The organism is Ruegeria sp. AI3 (genome assembly GCF_056541245.1).
In genome coordinates, this window is the sequence record NZ_JBQFYA010000004.1 from 200177 (window position 1) to 216614 (window position 16438).

General features: G+C 53.8%; 12 protein-coding genes. 3 read left to right on the top strand and 9 right to left on the bottom strand.

Annotation, left to right across the window (positions count from 1 at the left end; genetic code table 11):
• Position 1 precedes the first annotated feature (1 nt).
• Together ACRZ95_RS09020 and dctP are read right to left on the bottom strand one after the other, a co-directional pair.
• A complete protein-coding gene (locus tag ACRZ95_RS09020; RefSeq protein ID WP_170678181.1) occupies positions 2–613 on the bottom strand; it encodes a TRAP transporter small permease in 612 nt (203 codons plus the stop codon).
• A gap of 64 nt (positions 614–677) precedes the next feature.
• Positions 678–1682 (bottom strand): TRAP transporter substrate-binding protein DctP, encoded by a 1005-nt coding sequence (gene dctP / locus ACRZ95_RS09025; RefSeq protein ID WP_170678183.1) that lies wholly within the window; start codon positions 1680–1682, stop codon positions 678–680.
• A gap of 172 nt (positions 1683–1854) precedes the next feature.
• On the opposite strand from dctP, the gene ACRZ95_RS09030 reads away from it, so the two are divergent.
• The 3 genes from ACRZ95_RS09030 (at position 1855) to ACRZ95_RS09040 (ending at position 5472) form a co-directional block, all read left to right on the top strand.
• Positions 1855–2580 carry an aspartate racemase/maleate isomerase family protein gene (locus ACRZ95_RS09030; protein WP_170678185.1) on the top strand — a complete coding sequence of 242 codons (726 nt, stop codon included), beginning with the start codon at positions 1855–1857 and terminating at the stop codon, positions 2578–2580.
• Between the two features lie 44 nt (positions 2581–2624).
• Positions 2625–3320, top strand: coding sequence for a GntR family transcriptional regulator (locus tag ACRZ95_RS09035; protein WP_480554833.1), 696 nt, complete (start codon positions 2625–2627; stop codon positions 3318–3320).
• A gap of 520 nt (positions 3321–3840) precedes the next feature.
• The gene (locus ACRZ95_RS09040; protein ID WP_170678187.1) at positions 3841–5472 is read left to right on the top strand and encodes a bifunctional aspartate transaminase/aspartate 4-decarboxylase; all 1632 of its coding nucleotides are present in this window, start codon (positions 3841–3843) and stop codon (positions 5470–5472) included.
• Between the two features lie 99 nt (positions 5473–5571).
• Here the strand turns inward: ACRZ95_RS09040 and aspT are convergent, their stop codons facing one another.
• The 7 genes from aspT to ACRZ95_RS09075 all read right to left on the bottom strand — a co-directional run bounded on the left by aspT (position 5572) and on the right by ACRZ95_RS09075 (position 16334).
• Positions 5572–7272: an aspartate-alanine antiporter gene (gene aspT / locus ACRZ95_RS09045; RefSeq protein WP_170638020.1), complete on the bottom strand. Its 1701-nt coding sequence runs from the start codon at positions 7270–7272 to the stop codon at positions 5572–5574.
• A gap of 153 nt (positions 7273–7425) precedes the next feature.
• Positions 7426–7932 carry a hypothetical protein gene (locus ACRZ95_RS09050; protein ID WP_170678189.1) on the bottom strand — a complete coding sequence of 169 codons (507 nt, stop codon included), beginning with the start codon at positions 7930–7932 and terminating at the stop codon, positions 7426–7428.
• Positions 7933–8164: 232 nt separating this feature from the next.
• A complete protein-coding gene (locus ACRZ95_RS09055; RefSeq protein WP_170678191.1) occupies positions 8165–11737 on the bottom strand; it encodes a hypothetical protein in 3573 nt (1190 codons plus the stop codon).
• 687 nt (positions 11738–12424) lie between these two features.
• A complete protein-coding gene (locus ACRZ95_RS09060; protein ID WP_170678193.1) occupies positions 12425–13159 on the bottom strand; it encodes a proteasome-type protease in 735 nt (244 codons plus the stop codon).
• Between the two features lie 11 nt (positions 13160–13170).
• Entirely contained in the window at positions 13171–13968 is a 798-nt protein-coding gene (locus ACRZ95_RS09065) for a transglutaminase-like domain-containing protein (protein ID WP_170678195.1), read from the bottom strand.
• 3 nt (positions 13969–13971) lie between these two features.
• Positions 13972–14913, bottom strand: a complete 942-nt coding sequence (locus ACRZ95_RS09070; protein ID WP_170642552.1) for an alpha-E domain-containing protein — start codon at positions 14911–14913, stop codon at positions 13972–13974.
• A 2-nt stretch (positions 14914–14915) separates the two neighbouring features.
• On the bottom strand, positions 14916–16334 hold the full coding sequence (locus ACRZ95_RS09075; protein ID WP_480554837.1) for a circularly permuted type 2 ATP-grasp protein: 1419 nt from the start codon (positions 16332–16334) through the stop codon (positions 14916–14918).
• Positions 16335–16438 lie beyond the last annotated feature (104 nt).

Sequence of the window (16438 nt, forward strand, 5' to 3'; positions counted from 1 at the left end):
GTCATTCTCCTCCCTTGCCAGTGTTCAGGGCGCGGGCTTCGAGAAAGATCTGAAGCAGCATGTAGAAACCCATCAGCACGAAGCCGAAGACCATACTGAAATCCCACATGTACTTTGGAAATTTCATATACGAGCTTTTACGGTTCAGGTTGATGTTGAACTGCGCAAAGTCCCACGCGTATTTGGCGAAAACGACTAGTGCGACCAGGCAGAGGATCGACCCGAACAAACGGAAGGCAAGCAATGTCTTTCGATTCCGAAAGATCAGCGACATTACACCACCTTCGATGTGGTCACGCTCGCGGGAGCAATACGCCATTCCGATGAAGTAGATCCACAAGGCCATCATCGGTGCCAGCTCTTCGATACCGAGAAACGGAGACGAAATGACATATCGCATGAACACCTGCGCGGCCATGACCAGGCCAAGGGCAAGCATTGCGACAAACATGATGACTCGCATCAGCCACGCAACTTGGGATTCCAGCGAGTACAGGCCATCCAGGCCGCGATAGACAGGCAGTTCGCGATCCTCTGCCGCAGGCACCGGTATGATCGGCGATGGCACCAGGACATCGTCCAGACTGTCCGTATGCAAGATATCCTTCGTCATTTTCCCTCCCATCCCCAAAAGGAAACACGCGCAAAGCGGGCTTTGCGCGTGTTCGTAAGTGGCGCTATTCCACGCCGGCCGCCTGCTTGATGGCACCCATCACTTCTGTGCCGATGATCTCCTCCATGTAGGGGTATTCGACGGCGACAACCTTTGAGCGGTAGGCATCCAGCTGCTCGGGGGTCAGTTCAACGACTTCAATCCCGGCCGCTTCGATCTGCTCGAACCACTTGGGGCTTTCGGACTCGGCGTTTTCCCACGCCCAAGTAACAGCCTCGTTGGCCGCCTCTTTCACCCAGCCTTGCTGCTCCGCTGTCAGGCCATCAAACCAGGCTTTGTTTGCAGTCCAGAAGGTGTGTTCAAAGTTCTCGCGCGTGAAGACGTACGCGCTCAACACGTCCTTGAACAACAGAACTTCGGATGGCGGCGAGTAAGCCCGACCGTCAATGGCGCCGGTCTGCAATGCTGTATGCACCTCGGAGAATGCCATCGGAACGGCCGAAAAGCCGGTTGCTTTGTACCGCTCGATCGCCATGGGCATACCCGGAACGCGCATCTTGAAACCTTCTGCATCGGCCGGGAAGTTTACGGGAACGTCAACGCCTTTGCGCACAACGAAACCCGTGAAGTCCGTTGGAATCGTACCCAGCAACTCCATGCCCAGGTCGTTCATGATGCCGTTGTAGACTTCGTTCATCGTCGAACCGGGACCGTAGACTTCCTTGCCCGACTCCCAGTCGTTTGCGACATAGCCCAGAACGGACACGTCCCAGCGCGGATCAAGTTCGGAATGGTTCCACGACATTGTCATCTGAACAGCGCCTTGAGCGACCTGCTCAACGATCGATGTCCAATCGCCTAGATCACCACCGGGGTGATAAGAAACCGACATGGTTCCACCAGAAAGCTCGTCCAGCCGTTCGATGAACTGTTCGGATACTTTGTGGAAGATGTGTTCCTGATCCATGACGTGGCCCAGAATGATGTCCTGAGCCGATACACTGGACGCGGCGAACCCGGCAAAGCCGAGCGCGACAGCCCCAGTTTTCAGAAATTTTGACACCTGCATTTGCGAAGGTACCTCCCTTTGATCGAATCTCGGCCTGTGTTTGAGGAACCCCAATCAGGCTGGCGGGACAGTTGTCCTGTATACAGCTTAATGTCAATGATCAATTTTACTCACTATTTTCACGACAAAATGATTAAGGTGCATGCAGGCTATGAGAATTGATCCAGGATCCATGTTCGATGAGGGCCGCCACAAACGGGCAAAAATGGGTTTCGTCCTACTCGCGACCGAGCAGACAATCGAAGACGATATGATGAAACTGATGCCAGAAGGCGTCGGCGCACATTTCACCCGAGTGGCCATTCCAGACAGCATCACAGTTGACAGTCTGACCGCAGTCGGGGCTGACCTGGCACGCGCTGCGTCAACCCTGTTGCCAGATGGTAGTCTGGATGTGATCAGCTATGCCTGCACGTCCGGCAGTTTGGTCCTAGGAGAAGAAAACGTATTTCGCGAACTGCGCAAAGGCGCACCCAACGCGATCGCGACCTCTTTGATCACCTCCGCCATTCGCGCTCTCAAAACACTTGCGGCAGAAAAGATCGCGGTGTGCACACCCTATTTGGAAGAAGTGAATCTGAGAGAAAAACAATATCTTGAAAATCAAGGGTTCCATGTCACTGATATACTCGGCCTGAATCTGGAAAAAGACAGCGACATGATCCGTGTGCGCCCGGACGTGATCGAACAGTTGGCCCATTCGGTCGATTCTCGGACGGCCGATGCCGTGTTTATTAGCTGCAGTGCGTTGCGGTCACTCGAAGTCATTGAACGGCTCGAAGACGCCCTGAACAAACCCGTAGTTTGTTCCAATCAAGCCATGGCCTGGGATGTCTTGCGTAAAGCGGGTGTTGATGACCAAATTACTGGGTACGGTCGGTTGTTGAGAGACTACTGATTGGTAGTCTAAGACAGCAAAGAGCACCCAGAGGGATCAGAAACGTGACTATCGCAGATTCAGGAATTGCGACGCCCTCAAAGGCAACCGTAGACGAGATCCAAGAACAAATCTTGGAGCGCATCTGCTTCGCGCACTACCCTCCGGGCACTCAACTGAAAGAGGCTGCGCTTGCCACAGAATTCGGTGTCAGCAGAACCCCCGTCAGAGATGCCATCGCGCGCATCGGGCATCTTGGATTAGTAGAGACGCGCAATGGTGTCGGCACCGTTGTCATCGAGCTTTCAGCAGAACGTGTCCGCCATCTTTACGAAATGAGGATGGAGCTTGCACAGTTGATCGGAACCTTGTCGCCGATCACTGTCACAAAATTTCACCGCGAAGAAGCGCGTTCGATCCATGAAAAAGCCGTCGCGTTGCGCGAGCAGCTGGACTCTCAGGAATACGTAAAACTGAACCAACGACTACAGACCCTGATCACATCTCTGATCGGAAACCACTCTCTGCGCGAATTCTGGAACCAGGCATATTTCCAGTCGTCCAGCGTCTGGCATCGTATGGAACAGATTGTTGGCATAATTGCCTACGACTCATTGGTGCGAGAGACCTCTGATTTGGCCAACGCACTGGAGCGTGAAGACATCGCCGCTGTCGGATTTCTGCAGAGAGTCTACATCGGATATGCTTTTCAACTGATTGAGACACATCTTTTGAAGCGACAAGAAGAACGTGAGTTTTGAGTCGATTGCTCAATGCTCGTTGGAATTTTCTTAGAATTTCAGAAAAATTGGTTTCGGCAGATCACCTGGCCTTTCCCATTGGCACAACCGCATTCTGGTTAGATTTCGAACCATTAGGAGCAAACGCTTCTGTTCGCCTAGAATTAAACCTTGGACATCAACGTAAACAAGAACTTCACAGCCCGGGTGTTTTGTGAAGCGACTTTCAGTAGAGTTGCACGCTACCCAACGCTTCTCGACAGACCCTCAGAAAGCGGCGTTTATCATACGCACGCAGAATGATTGTGACGCCCCCTATTCGGCCATTGCAACTTCTCGCGGCATGTCAGCTCAGAGCCTCAGCGCAATTTCTATCACTCTGACTACCTTGCAAAAAAGGTTGCAGCCAAAGCTTCTAATGACGACACCCAATCCTCGGTTGCGCACTGACCCCTACAACTAGCGTTGTTTTCATTGACACATTGCCTTGCATGCGATCCGCTGAGCTACGTCATCTGTTTTAACGCAAGGATTGGAAGTCATGCCAGAATCGCTCAATCTGCATAAATTTGAAAACCTAAGTCCTTTCCAAATCAAAGACGAACTTATCAAGTTGGCGCAAAAAGAGGCGCGGCAGATGGCTTTGCCATATCTAAATGCCGGTCGAGGGAACCCAAACTGGATCGCCACCAAAGCGCGTGAGGCATTTTTCCTTTTGGGGCAGTTCGCCATGACAGAAGCTCAGCGCCATCGGAATGAGCCGGAGGTCGGTCTGGCTGGGATGCCGCAAGGGCCAGGATGCTATGACCGGTTAAAAAAGTATTGCGCCAAATCGGTTGAAGAAAACGGCCCTCCTGGTGCAGATACTTTGGTGGCGGTCGTTGATTTTGCGATTGAGAAATTTGGGTTTACGCCAGACGATTTCGTGCTCGAGTTGACCGATGGTATCGTCGGCGACCATTACCCAATGCCCGACCGTTGCATGGAACACAACGAAGCGATCGTCCACGAATACGTTATGTGGGCGATGTGCGCGGGGCACCGACCGGATGCAAAGTTTGATATCTATGCAGTTGAGGGCGGAACCGCAGCGATGTGTTACATCTTCAAAGCGCTCAAGAACCAGAGATTGCTGAATGCCGGTGACACGATTGCGTTGGGTACACCGATTTTCACGCCCTATCTGGAAATGCCGGTCCTTGAAGACTACGGGCTGAACACAGTGGATGTATCTTCGAAAGAAGAGGACCACTTCCAACTCAACGACGAAGATTTCGAAATTCTGTCCGACCCAAAAGTCAAAGCACTCTTTCTGGTCAACCCGGGCAACCCGTCTTCAGTCGCTATCAGCCCCGAAGTCTCGGCTCGGCTTGTTGAGTTCGTAAAGACCCGCCGCCCGGACCTGATCATTTTGACTGACGATGTTTATGGGACCTTCGTTCCAAACTTTCAGTCTATCTTGGGGCATCTACCTGAGAACACTATCGGGGTTTATTCCTACTCCAAGTATTTTGGTTGCACAGGGTGGCGTTTAGGCGCGATTTTGGTGGCTGAGAATAACATCTTCGACAAGATGATAGCGGATGCTCCCGATGAAACCAAAGCCGTCGTCAACGCACGCTACGAAACGCTGACGCCTGACCCATCCTCGTTCAAGTTCATCGACCGGATCGTCGCCGACAGCCGCGATGTTGCGCTGAACCACACTGCTGGCCTATCGCTGCCACAACAAGTGATGATGACTTTGTTTTCGTTGGTCGAGCTTGTGGACGACGAGAAGGCCTATCAGAAATTCTGCTGGGGTATTCTGAAGCATCGCTTTGACGAGTTGGTCGATGGAATGGGCATCGAAGTTCCGGATAATCCGCTGTTCGACAAATACTACGGTATTATCGACTTCGAATTCTGGCTTCGCAAATACGTGGGCGAAGAGGTGGTCGAGTGGATCAAAGAGAATGTCCACCCGCTGGATATATCCTTCAAACTGGCTCAGGACCACGGGATCGTGTTGCTGAATGGATCGGGCTTTGACGCGCCGAACTGGTCGGCGCGGGTATCCTTCGCCAACTTGGATGATAGTGCTTACCGCCAGATTGGAAGAGCTGTACGCGCAGTGGCCACTGGTTACGTGCAGGCCTACCGTGCCTCGAAAGGACTGCCTTTGCACGGTTGAGATCTCGCAACGGCGTAGAGCAACGGATCAGCGTGGTGGTTGACACACATGCTGATCTCACGCTTCCAAGCTAGGGTCCCGGTTGTTGTGCGGTCTGACTTACGGAACAAAAGCCACAACCAACGGCCCCCAGAGTGTCAGGAAGATATTGGCCACGGCATAGGTCATGGTAAAGGCGGGTGTGGGTGTCGAGTTCCCGGCTTTTTCTAATAGTGTCGCAAAACCGGGATTGCCCGAGCGTGATCCGGTCACAACCGCACAGGCCTCAACCGGGTTCTTAATGCGTAGGGCGAAATAGTTGATTGGGAACTGCACGATCATGGGCATCAATGTAACCACAACACCCAAAAGCAGAAGTATGATCCCATATTCCTGAATTGCCTCTAGTGCAGGTTTGCCTGCATTTAGGCCAACAACACCAACAAACACAGCTAAACCAAAGCTCTGAAGGAAATTCGCGGCCCCACGGTTGATACCGCCGATCTTGGGTTGCCGGATGCGCAAATAGCCGATGATCAATCCTGTAACCAGGCAACCGAGGCCGGACCCCAAAGCCACCTTCGTTCCTGCGATGACGAAACTGATCTCTCCGATCAGATAGCCGATGGCCACGCCAATCCCCAACGCAATGAAATTGGTGACCGAGGCCGAAGGCGGCACATAGCCCGCAACTTTGGCAACTCGATTCAGGTCGTCCTTGTGGCCGACAATACTGATCTCGTCACCTGCGTGGATCTCAGTATTGTGCAGGACGGGAACATCATGGCCCATGCGAGTGATCTTTGAGATATGAACACCGCGCCTTTGATCCGCCGTCAGAGCCTCGCGCAGTTCTGCCAAGGTTTTACCGGTCAGTTTGCGGTTGGTGACCACGACGTTGCGACGTTCCTCCACAACAGTCAGTTCAGGAGGATACTCTCCGATTTCACCACTGGCGCTCCCCTCGAACTGGGTCAAAGTCGCGACGAGGCCGGAGACGACCACCGTGTCTCCGGCATTGACTATCGTTTCGGGGGTCGGATCTACAGGAGCGCCATCGTGGAGCAATCGTTCTACGATCAGATCGCCATCATAGCCGCTTTCGATGTCCTTGACGGACTTTCCGGCAATGCTTGCATCGGCATTTACTTGATAGGCGCGGGCGTCAAACCGATTCATGGGAAGGAACTCACCTTCCTCTAGTTTGGGACCACCGCCGCCGAGTTTCTGAGCCAACTTAATCGCTTCTTGCCGCAGATCGACACGCATGATGATGGGAATGATGCTAACTGCCAATATCGGGCCGATTGAGCCGAAGATGTAAGTAACCGAGTATCCTACGGCGATGTTGGTTTTCAGTTTTTCCGCCTCATCAGCGGCGAGCCCAAGCAGATCTATGGCGTTTCCAGCGGTGCCAATGATTGCAGATTGTGTCAGGCCGCCAGCGGCCAGCCCCGCGGCCAGCCCTTTGTCCAAGCCCGCCAATCGAGCAACAACGATAACAAAAAACAACCCCCAGAGGGTCATCATAAACGCGGCCAGTAGCTTGGTCAGCGCAGTTCGGTTCAAGGCCGCAAAAAACTGAGGCCCCCCATTGTAACCGACCATGAATATGAAGAGGGAAAAGAATACATTCTGAACATCGGTACTAAGGTTGATCCCACCGATCTGGCCAATGAAGACGGCCACCAACAAAGTGCCAGCGATGCCCCCCAATTCGAACTTGCCGACCCGAAACTTTCCGACGCCGTATCCAAGACCCAGACAAAGAAACAATGCCATGATCGGGAAGGCGCGAAGCTGTTCTGTAATCAATTCCATTGTGAAATCTCCCGGGTGCTAACGCTGGTCCGTTAGCCTCAAGATACAGCGCCTTACTGTATTGAAAACAAAAAAATTTAGACAATCGATCACGTGCGGACTCTATGAAACCATTCCGATCAATTTCTATTAGTGTCCGGGTGAACTTGAAATCTAAAAACAACTTTCAGAATGTAGGTCACGCCATTCACTCTTTGCCTTTCGGGGAATAGCCTTTGCCATTTCGATGGAGAAGCCAAGCGTGCGCTGCAAGACCATCTCGGCTGGTAAGGAAAACAAAAACAGAGTGGCCATCCAGAATGGCGAAAGCGCGAAGGGGCGCCGATGCAGCTGCAAGACCCCAACCAGCGCGAAAACATCCAATGAAAGCGCGAAAGCACTGAGGATATTGACCGACAAAACCTGTCCTAAAAATCGGATCAAAGCTGCCAGTAACAACAAGGCAATCGTTGGTATTTGATAGCCCGCTACATTCGAACGGCCGCTCAGAAGGCTCATGCCGGCCAAACCAAAAATCAGCAGAACATAGATGTATCCGTGCGACCCGTAAGCCGGGCTAAGCCAGCTTTGTGCAAGCCATTGCAAAGGCTGCGCTGCCAATATTGCGGAGGCGGTCGCGAAGGCGCACCATGCCAAGTTATCTGCGGTCAAACGTTTCATGCCGCCAGATGTGACTGGCAAATGCGCATTTCCCCTGCCCAAGATGTGCAGATTTTGATGAGACACTCTTAAGTTAGGTCTTTGTCGCTTTTCTCAGTCCTCAGCACACTGCGCGTATTGCCTCTTGCCATGTGGACTCTGCAATCACTTCTTACGCGCGCCGGACTTCAGGCGTCAGCCCTGGATGCGATCATTGGAACGTTGTGTTCTGCAGCGCATCAAAGGTGGTCAACTAGCGGGCACTTGTAGAAAACTTGACGGCTACCCGGTTCGCACCTTTTGCGCGCAGTTCTGCCACATGCTCACCGGGTTTGGATGCATCGACCCAGGCATCCAGATCTTTCGCGACCTTTTTACCGTCCAGATACCATTCAACAGGTTTTACTGTTGTTCGCCCTGTGAATGTGCCCCAGAGGTGTAGCGGTCTGTCTGCGCGCACCACCTGACCCTCCAAGGGATGAATGATAGCAAGCTCGGGCGGCGCCACGGGTAGTTTAACTGGCTTGGTGTCGGCCGTCGCGGTGGAATAGCCGTCATGCGCGAGTACCCTGATCCTGACTTTGTCGGCTGGGATGACGGCTGGGTCGATCTCAACAGAGTTACCCGTCACGCCAACGGTCAGGCCGTTCCAGCGTTCGCCATCAGCGGACCATTGCAGCCAGACATCAGGGGCATAACCTCGTTTGGCTCCATTCGTTTTCCAGGAAACCTTTATACCAGATTTGCCAATACTGGCTTCGGCCGATGCTACTTGAATGGACCGCGCCGGCCGTTTGCGTTCCCATAGCGTCGTATCACCCTGGCAAATTCGAATTGCGGTTCCGAGGTCGACATCACCCATTGCTGCAATGAAGTTGTAGGGCGGTTCAGCCGGATCCTTTTTGCCGCCTCCGCCGCAACCGCAGTCATCACCATTGGCGTCGTGCGTATCCATTGTGAAAACCGGCGCGGATGAAATCACCTCGTTGTTGTCGCCGATCAATTGAATAACAAGATCAGTGCGCACGCCAGACATCCGTAGGGGCCGCGTTGGAACCCGCACGAGGCTTGCGACTGATGCTTGCATGTCTTTGTCAACCGCTCCGACAATCGTCACGAATGGACGTATCTGGTCTTGCCGGTCGACTTCCATGTCACCTGCCCCTGTCGCATTGCCGCCAGAGACGCCCGTTGCCAGTGCAACCGGGTCAAATTCGGCGCGGTTCAGCATGTAGTTGTGCGTAAAGATCGAAACCCAACGCGGGCCGCAATAGCCCATCAGATCCTCGCTGTTGGCCGGTCGGTGTATGGTCCCGTCATTTGTGTCGAGACCGTATTCGCCGATGCTCGCATCCGAATAGACTGTATTGCCGCTGGAATTGGTTGTTGTCATGCCGGTATCGTAGGGTTCGTACAGCGGATAGCTCGCGTTCGGTGTGCCAACCGCTCCGCATGGGGCATGCGGCAGGCCCGCCTGATGGCCCAATTCATGCGCGAGCGTGACCGGATTGTTGGACAGGCCAGCACCGCTGCCGCCGCTGGCGCATCCTGTGTTGCCATGCGAACGCGGGATCGCCGCATTCACCAGACCATAGTAAAGCCAGTCGCCCTGATTGCCGTCATTCGTGCGCGCATTGGCCACGAAATTCAGGATTGGTGTCCAGTTGGGATCGCATCCGCCCGCCGGGAACATATTGTTTGTCAGCCCCTGTGTTGTGGTCTGACTGTCGATGATCCGCACGTTAGGCGTACTGCCCACGGGGAAGACCCGAAGCGCAAAACTTGTGTCAGCGGCCACCTGTGCTGCGTTAGGGGCTGGCAACGCAATATTCGCTCCACCACCCATTGGTGGGCCTTGATAGCCGATCGTGACGGCTGCAACGCGCAACTCTTGCTCAAGGTCGACATCGACAAGCTGTTGGGCTGCGTCACTACCGCCATAGCAATCATCCGGCGAAGAGACGGTGATCGAAAGACGCAATAGCCCTGTCATAACATTTGCCGGGATGATGAAGTTCAGAGTCGCATCGATATCGCGGCGCTCTGCGTCATAGCTGGAGAAACTGTCCTGGGCTGTCATCGGGGCGTTGAACGGAGGGATATTGGTCACCGTGGACCAAACTCCGCCAACCCGGCGTTCCACTTGAAGTGTGCCGCCGACATTGCCGAGCTGTCCGTTGTCGAAACTCGGATCCTGCCCGCTGCGCAAATATGTCCGAACCCAAGCCGATTTATTGGCCACCAGTTGCAACGAGTTGTCTGGGCCCCGATCGGCAGGATCGGTCAGATGCTGGGCGGCACGGTAATACTGGATCGCCTGAGTCACCTCTATCCCGTCGATGGTCAGGTCCGGCGGGTTCTGGAAAACGAGGTCCAGACCCTGACTGACGGTAGATGGTTTGCATTGCCCGGTCGCGACGATTTCGACACGTACCTTTGTCGTCTGATTGAAATCGGTTTGATCAAAGTCCCAACGCCCCAGATCGGGAGCCGGTGCAATCTTTGCAATGACAGCACCGGTTTCGGTGTTCACGATGCGAACTGTCACGGTGTCTGCGGCACAGACTTTCCAGCGGATTTTGAGGACCTCGCCAGGCAACAGACAGTCGTCATTTTGATGCCCTTTGACGATGAACTTGAGGATATCAGCGCTTGTTCCTTCGAACTCAGCCAACATCTTTCCGCTTATGCGGTAGTCCAGAAAACGATCACAGACGTTGATGGTCTGAGCAGGCGGGATGATCGTCAATCCGCACCCCGCACTGGTGGGCACCACCACGCAGATGCGTTTGCCCGACCATGAGGTCGGCTCCACGATTGGGCCGGGATTCATCGTTCCATGCTGAGTGAACTGCACTTTCCCAGCTGTTTCGCCAAAGCCGCATCCGCAAATAGCGACAGTATCACCAGGGCAAGCACGCTCGGGGTTGATCTCGGTCACGGTGTAGCAGTCGATACCGCACCAGTTCCGATAGGCATCTGTGATGCAATCCAAAATGGGCTGACGGACACAGAGGTGGCAGCAAGGCACCTGACCGCAGTGGACCTGACCAGTGCAGATACACAGCACGTATTCTAACAAATCAATAAAGTGCCGCTCTGAATGAGGCTTTTTGCAGATCAGGTTGACGGCTGCTTGGTGTAGCGCGGTTAACACTTGGAAACGACATAGTTGCTCCAACAACGCACCGACATACTTGACCATTGTTGGACGGTGACCGCAGGACACATGCATCGCAGCGAATACCATCAGGCTCATGTCTTCGTCGGCGATCAGGGATTTTCCCGTCGGACAGACAGGGTCGGAGCAGCAGGCCGACTTATGTTTGGATTTGACCGGTTTGCAGTCGTCGTTGTTGCAATCTTCGTCAAAAATATCCTGCAACACGGTTCCAGCGTCCTCGCCGGACGCGCCGTTACAGCTGCAACCCATTGACGACGTGGCGCAAAGGGCATTTAACACATCCACAAATCGCCCCTTGGCAGCAATATTTCCGTTCATAACGTGCCATGCGTCATCAAGCGCATTACCGAAGATCGCAAGCGTAGGTCGAACGCACTCAGAGAGGTCCACGCGCTTTCGCTGCAGCCGTCCGGCATCGGCAAGCTCAAGTGCTTCCTCTATGTCATCCAAGATACTGTCCGGTAAAAATGGCTTGTCGGGTACGACCCAGCTTAACGGGCGGTTCAGGTGGCAGATGAGTTCTTCTGCCGGAACGGCAACGTCGAAATTGATGCCTTCGCTGCAGGAACAGTCTTCTACCTTGAGCCGGGCCTTGTGAATGCGCTTTCCATCGCGATCGCGCAGCTTCATCCGAAGTTCCATGGGGCCTTCGCATTTACAATCCTCAGGGATTTTTGACGGATCTACTGTGAGCACAAATCGGCCATCAGCGGCCGTCAATACACACCCCAAGTCGATCTTACAGTCATCTCGCTTGTGCCAGACGTCGCCAAAAACGGCGCGAATATTAACCAGTAGTCCGTGTACGGGTTGGCCGTTTCCCTTCTGAGTGACACGACCGAAAACAAATTGAAAGTGACTAGGCATAGCTGAAACAAGCCTCCGATTTAAATATGAACTTCTGCTGATTTCACTTGGGAATTGCGCCAAAAAGGACGCTTTGCACCAATGGCGACCAAGTGTGATATGCAAATTTCAAATAGGGTTAATGTTAATAAAATATGCTATTATTCTGCGCCAAAATCCCCAAAATGTCAATCAAATGCCGCCCCCGGCGGCGCTCTGGGCGGCATTTGGAACCGTGGGCACGGCACCCTTTCTGAACGGTGACAGATGTGGAATGTCGCTCAGCTCTAAGGTGAAGGTCGCGCTTTTGGGGCAATTATACCGCGCATGCAGCCCAAAACACCGACGGCCCTTTGCGGCAGTTCGTCCAACCTTCAAGTTGCTGCGGCGGCAGGCGCAACAACAGACATTAGTGCGAGGGCGTGAACTATGAGCAGGCAATGACCTGGGCGCGGACTAAGCCGAGGATCGACTATTTCGCTCTTACACCGCTTTGTATTCTGGAAGTTTGGACAAGGCAGACTTCAAGGCGTCGCCCCAACCTTCCGATATCGTTCGAAAGTACTGATCGTCATTCTCAAACCTGGACCTCGTGCCAGCCTCAAGGCTGTCTTCATCGTAAAGCAGTAGATCCAACGGTGCCCCAACAGACAAGTTTGCCTTGATCGTGGAATCGAAGCTGACGAGCAAGAGTTTCACGGTCTCTGGAAAGCTCATTTCGGGATCGTAGGCACGCACCAGAATTGGGCGGCCGTATTTTGTCTCTCCGATCTGAAAGAATGGGGTGTCGTCGCCTGCCTCGATAAAGTTGCCTTCGGGGTAGATAAGGAACAATCGAGACGGCCCACCCTTAATCTGCCCACCCAGAATGAGTGTCGCGTGAAAGGCGCTGTCAGCTTGTTGCCCAGACCGGGCGTGCTCTTCGATGACATCGTTCAGTGTAGCCGCCACCAGTTGCGCGACCTGAAACATTGTCGGCGCTTCCAGAATCGAGGGAGAACGATCTTCCGGCGCCTTTGTACGCTCCTCAAGCAGGCTTACTGTGGCCTGAGTGGTTGCCAGGTTGCCTGCGGTCAGCAGAGTGATCGACCGCTCACCTTCCACCGTCCAGTTGAACATCTTGTTGAAGGTCGAAATGTTATCGACGCCTGCATTCGTCCGCGTATCGGACATGAACACCAGTCCGCGGTTCAGCCGCATGCCCACAGCATAGGTCATTAAGTTCTCCGTTACTGCTGTGCGACTTGCAACTGTACTGTCAATTGCTCGCCCGCTGTCCCAATTCGGTTCCCTATTACCGGCGCAGCTTGGGCATAGTCCAGACCGGTTGCGACGCGTACGTAACGATGATCAGGCGAGATCCCGTTGGAAACGTCAAATCCCACCCATCCGAGCCCGTCCAAATGCACTTCGGCCCAGGCATGGGTCGCGTCCTGCAGCTCCGTTTCGTTCATCATCAGGTAACCCGAAACATAGCGAGCTGGCAGTCCGATCTGTCGAGCGCAGGTAATGAAGATATGCGCATGGTCCTGGCACACGCCGCACCCAGCCGCGAGGGCCTCTTCAGCACTCCAACCCGGATGCGAACTTCCAACTTCATAGGTGACCCGAGATCGAATTCTTTCGGACAAGGCGTGCATCTGTTGAAGCGGTTCGCCTTCAGGCAGCGCGCCGATCACGTCGGCAACCCCTTTTCCTGGCGTTGTCTGAGGCGTGCTCCGATTAAAAAGCCACAGCGGTGTCGACCCTTCGTGGCGTCCCAGGACACCATGTGTGTCTTCCACCGCCACAACGCCTTCGGATATCAAGGAAATGCTTTGGGTATTTGCTTCGAAACTGATCAATTCCACTGTGTTGCGGTGGTAGTCTTCAAAGCTCAGCTCTTTGACCCCTCCGATAACTTCAGTGCTCCAGCGTTCAATGGTCTGGTTGCGAAATGACTTTGGCGTTTTTCTAAGCTGCTGGAGTCCAAAGGGGACCGGCGCGTCGAAATCGTATCGTGTCTCATGGCGAATGTGCAGTTTCATGGGCTACTCATAGAACCGGTAGTCAATCTCGATCTGGCGACTTAAGTTGCCGAGATCTTTCAGAAAATCCTGAATGTATTCATGAAGCCCCAACTCAAAGATATCAGATATCTTCTGGTCCAGATATTTCTCGTACAGTGCATTTGACGCGGCGCATGACGGACCCGCAAAGCCATAGTCTTTCTTCAGGTAGGACAGGTTTTCTTGAATCTTTCTACAACAAAAGTGAAGACTGCGGGGCATCCGCTCATCCAAGATCAAAAACTCAGCGATGTCAGACGGTCGGGTTTTCTGACCGTGGGTCATTCGATAACCGCCGCCAGCACCGACGGAGCGAAGGATGCTTTCCCACTGGATGTTGTCCAGTGACGAGCCGACTGAGAACGCCGTGGGCAACAGAACGTAGTACTTCACGTCCAATATGCGCCCCGTGTTATCGGCCCGTTCGACAAAAGTGCCGATGCGGGTGAAATCGAAAATATCATTGCGCAGCATGGTGCCCAAAGTGGCGCCACGGACCAATGCGGCCTGGTGGCGAATAAGCTCCAGCATGGCCGGCAAGTCGCGCTCATTCACGCGGCGCTTCATCGCCTCGTCAATTTGCATCCAACTTGCGTTTACCGCGCTCCAAACATCGTGGGTCAGTGCGGTTCGAACAAGGCGTGCGTTGTTCCTTGCCTGTTTGATGACCGACTTGATCGAGGATGGGTTGTCGGCATCGCGCAACACCCAATCCACAGCGTTGTCTTTTGAAATGTCATCGTACTTGGCGTGGTATCCATCCAAAACACCAGCCGTTTTCAGTACAGAGCCCCATTCTTCGGCAGAGTTCTTGGAACGGGTCAATGCCATCCTCTGACCTGTTTCAAGCAGCCTCGCCGTGTTTTCCGCCCGTTCGAGGTAACGGGACATCCAGAACAACCCGCCAGCAGTTTTTCCCAGCATGGTCAGTCCTCCAGAACCCAGGTGTCTTTGGTCCCGCCGCCCTGACTTGAGTTCACGACGAGCGACCCTTTCTTCAGCGCCACGCGTGTCAAACCGCCGGGCGTGATATTAACCCCATCTGGAGACACCAAAACAAAGGGGCGCAGATCAACGTGCCTGGGTGCGAGCCCCGAGCGCGCGAAAATTGGAACCGTTGAAAGCGACAGAGTCGGCTGAGCTATATAGTTCCCGGGTCTCTTCTTCAGCTTTTCACGGAAAGCTGAAATCTCTTTCTTGCTGGCCGTAGGGCCAATCAACATGCCGTAACCGCCAGACCCATGTACTTCCTTGACCACGAGGTCGGACAGGTTGTCCAGCACGTAGGACAGAGACTCTGGATCGCTGCAACGCCAGGTGGGTACATTTTGAAGCAGAGGTTTTTCGCCCGTGTAGAATTCAACGATTTCAGGCATGTAGGAGTAGATTGCCTTATCATCCGCAATTCCTGTGCCCGGAGCGTTCGCAATAGTGATGCCCCCCGCGCGGTAGACATCCAGGATGCCAGGAACGCCCAGCGCGCTATCAGGGTTGAAATTCAGCGGGTCTAAGAAATCGTCATCGACCCGTCGATACAGTACGTCGATAGGCTTGTAGCCGCGTGTAGTGCGCATACAAACGCGGCCGTCGACAACCCTCAGATCGTGTCCTTCGACCAACTCCACTGCCATCTGATCCGCAAGAAACGCATGTTCGTAGTAGGCTGAGTTGTAGATACCGGGGGTCAAAACCGCGACCGTGGGCTCTCCCTCTGCACAGGCCGGTGCGCAGGTTGCAAGAGACCGCCTCAAATTTCGCGGGTAGTCGGAAACATTTCGAACATTTGTGGCACTGAAGAGCTCGGGGAACATCTTCAGCATCGTTTCCCGGTTCTCCAGCATATAGCTGACACCGGATGGCGTGCGCGCGTTGTCCTCAAGCACAAAGAACTCATCTGGTCCGGTTCGCACCAGGTCAACACCGACGATATGCGTATAAACCTGACCGGGCGGCGAGACACCGAGCATCTGCGGCAGGAACGCTTCGTTTCCGGCGATCATCTCGGCCGGTACACGTCCGGCCCTTACGATTTCTTGGCGGTGGTAGATGTCGTGAAGAAAGGCATTGATTGCCCGCACCCTTTGTTCGATGCCGCGTTCCAGCCGCTGCCACTCTCGTGCGGAAATGACGCGCGGCACGATATCAAACGGTATCAACCGTTCCTCTGCTTCCGCTTTTCCGTAGACATTAAAGGTTATGCCCGTCAGCCTGAAGACTTCCTCAGCCTCGCGCTGCTTAGCTCTTAGCCGCGATACATCTTCCGCATCAAACCAACGACCGATCTCTTCGTATGGACCTCGGAGCGATCCATCGCTGTTGAACATTTCATCAAAATACTCACTCATGCGAGAAGTTTGACGATCAATTCGGGGTTTTCAAGTCATTCGGTCCTTTTTGGTAAGCACTTCTGGAAGAAACGCCTATTTTTCAAGCGAGTTGGTGCATCCAC

Coding starts and splice junctions, on each gene's coding strand:
- ACRZ95_RS09055 (WP_170678191.1), bottom strand. CDS start 11,737: ATGGAACTTCGGATGAAGCTGCGCGATCGCGATGGAAAGCGCATTCAC.
- ACRZ95_RS09065 (WP_170678195.1), bottom strand. CDS start 13,968: ATGAAACTGCACATTCGCCATGAGACACGATACGATTTCGACGCGCCG.
- ACRZ95_RS09075 (WP_480554837.1), bottom strand. CDS start 16,334: ATGAGTGAGTATTTTGATGAAATGTTCAACAGCGATGGATCGCTCCGA.
- ACRZ95_RS09070 (WP_170642552.1), bottom strand. CDS start 14,913: ATGCTGGGAAAAACTGCTGGCGGGTTGTTCTGGATGTCCCGTTACCTC.
- ACRZ95_RS09040 (WP_170678187.1), top strand. CDS start 3,841: ATGCCAGAATCGCTCAATCTGCATAAATTTGAAAACCTAAGTCCTTTC.
- ACRZ95_RS09020 (WP_170678181.1), bottom strand. CDS start 613: ATGACGAAGGATATCTTGCATACGGACAGTCTGGACGATGTCCTGGTG.
- ACRZ95_RS09030 (WP_170678185.1), top strand. CDS start 1,855: ATGTTCGATGAGGGCCGCCACAAACGGGCAAAAATGGGTTTCGTCCTA.
- aspT (WP_170638020.1), bottom strand. CDS start 7,272: ATGGAATTGATTACAGAACAGCTTCGCGCCTTCCCGATCATGGCATTG.
- ACRZ95_RS09060 (WP_170678193.1), bottom strand. CDS start 13,159: ATGACCTATGCTGTGGGCATGCGGCTGAACCGCGGACTGGTGTTCATG.
- ACRZ95_RS09050 (WP_170678189.1), bottom strand. CDS start 7,932: ATGAAACGTTTGACCGCAGATAACTTGGCATGGTGCGCCTTCGCGACC.
- dctP (WP_170678183.1), bottom strand. CDS start 1,682: ATGCAGGTGTCAAAATTTCTGAAAACTGGGGCTGTCGCGCTCGGCTTT.